The sequence below is a fragment of the Burkholderia sp. Bp9099 genome, from assembly GCF_003857805.1.
In the GTDB taxonomy this organism is placed as follows: Bacteria; Pseudomonadota; Gammaproteobacteria; order Burkholderiales; family Burkholderiaceae; genus Burkholderia.
In genome coordinates this window covers 1-445 of record NZ_QTPU01000107.1, presented here as the reverse complement: position 1 = coordinate 445, position 445 = coordinate 1, and the positions used below count along the sequence as shown (strand labels likewise).

The 445-nt window shown below is 65.8% G+C and carries 2 pseudogenes; both read right to left on the bottom strand.

The window, feature by feature from the left end:
• Nucleotides 1-182: pseudogene (locus DIE17_RS37135) on the bottom strand (circularly permuted type 2 ATP-grasp protein); the annotation flags it as partial.
• A gap of 68 nt (nucleotides 183-250) precedes the next feature.
• Nucleotides 251-445: pseudogene (locus DIE17_RS37130) on the bottom strand (L-asparagine permease); the annotation flags it as partial.

Genomic DNA, 445 nt, shown 5'->3' with positions numbered 1-445 from the left:
CGCTCGGCGGCCTGCGCGTCGCCGTACACGGCGAACGTGATGCCCGTCCTGCGGAACACGCCTTCCGCGTCGTGGGCCTTCTGGGCGAGGCTTGCAGGGTTCTGCGTGTCGAGCCATGCCTTGACTCGCGAGTAGGGCGGGCGAACCTGATCGCCTGCAAGCATTTCGTCAAACGGTGCCATTGAATTTTCTCTTTTTCTGCGAGACGGCCTGCATCGGGCCGCAGGCCGTTCCCCGATTGCGCGTCGGCTCAGTTGTCGCCCTTCTCGAGCACTTGCCGTGTCAGCGTGACCGACGGAATCGTCGGCTTGAGCAACCCACGGCGCGCGCGGCTGCTCAACCACTTCCAGCCGGCCACGAGCAGCAGCGCGACCAGCGGGATCGACGCGATCGTCCACGTCCCGTTCGGGTAGTCGAACGCCATCAGCACCAGCACGCCGAGCAG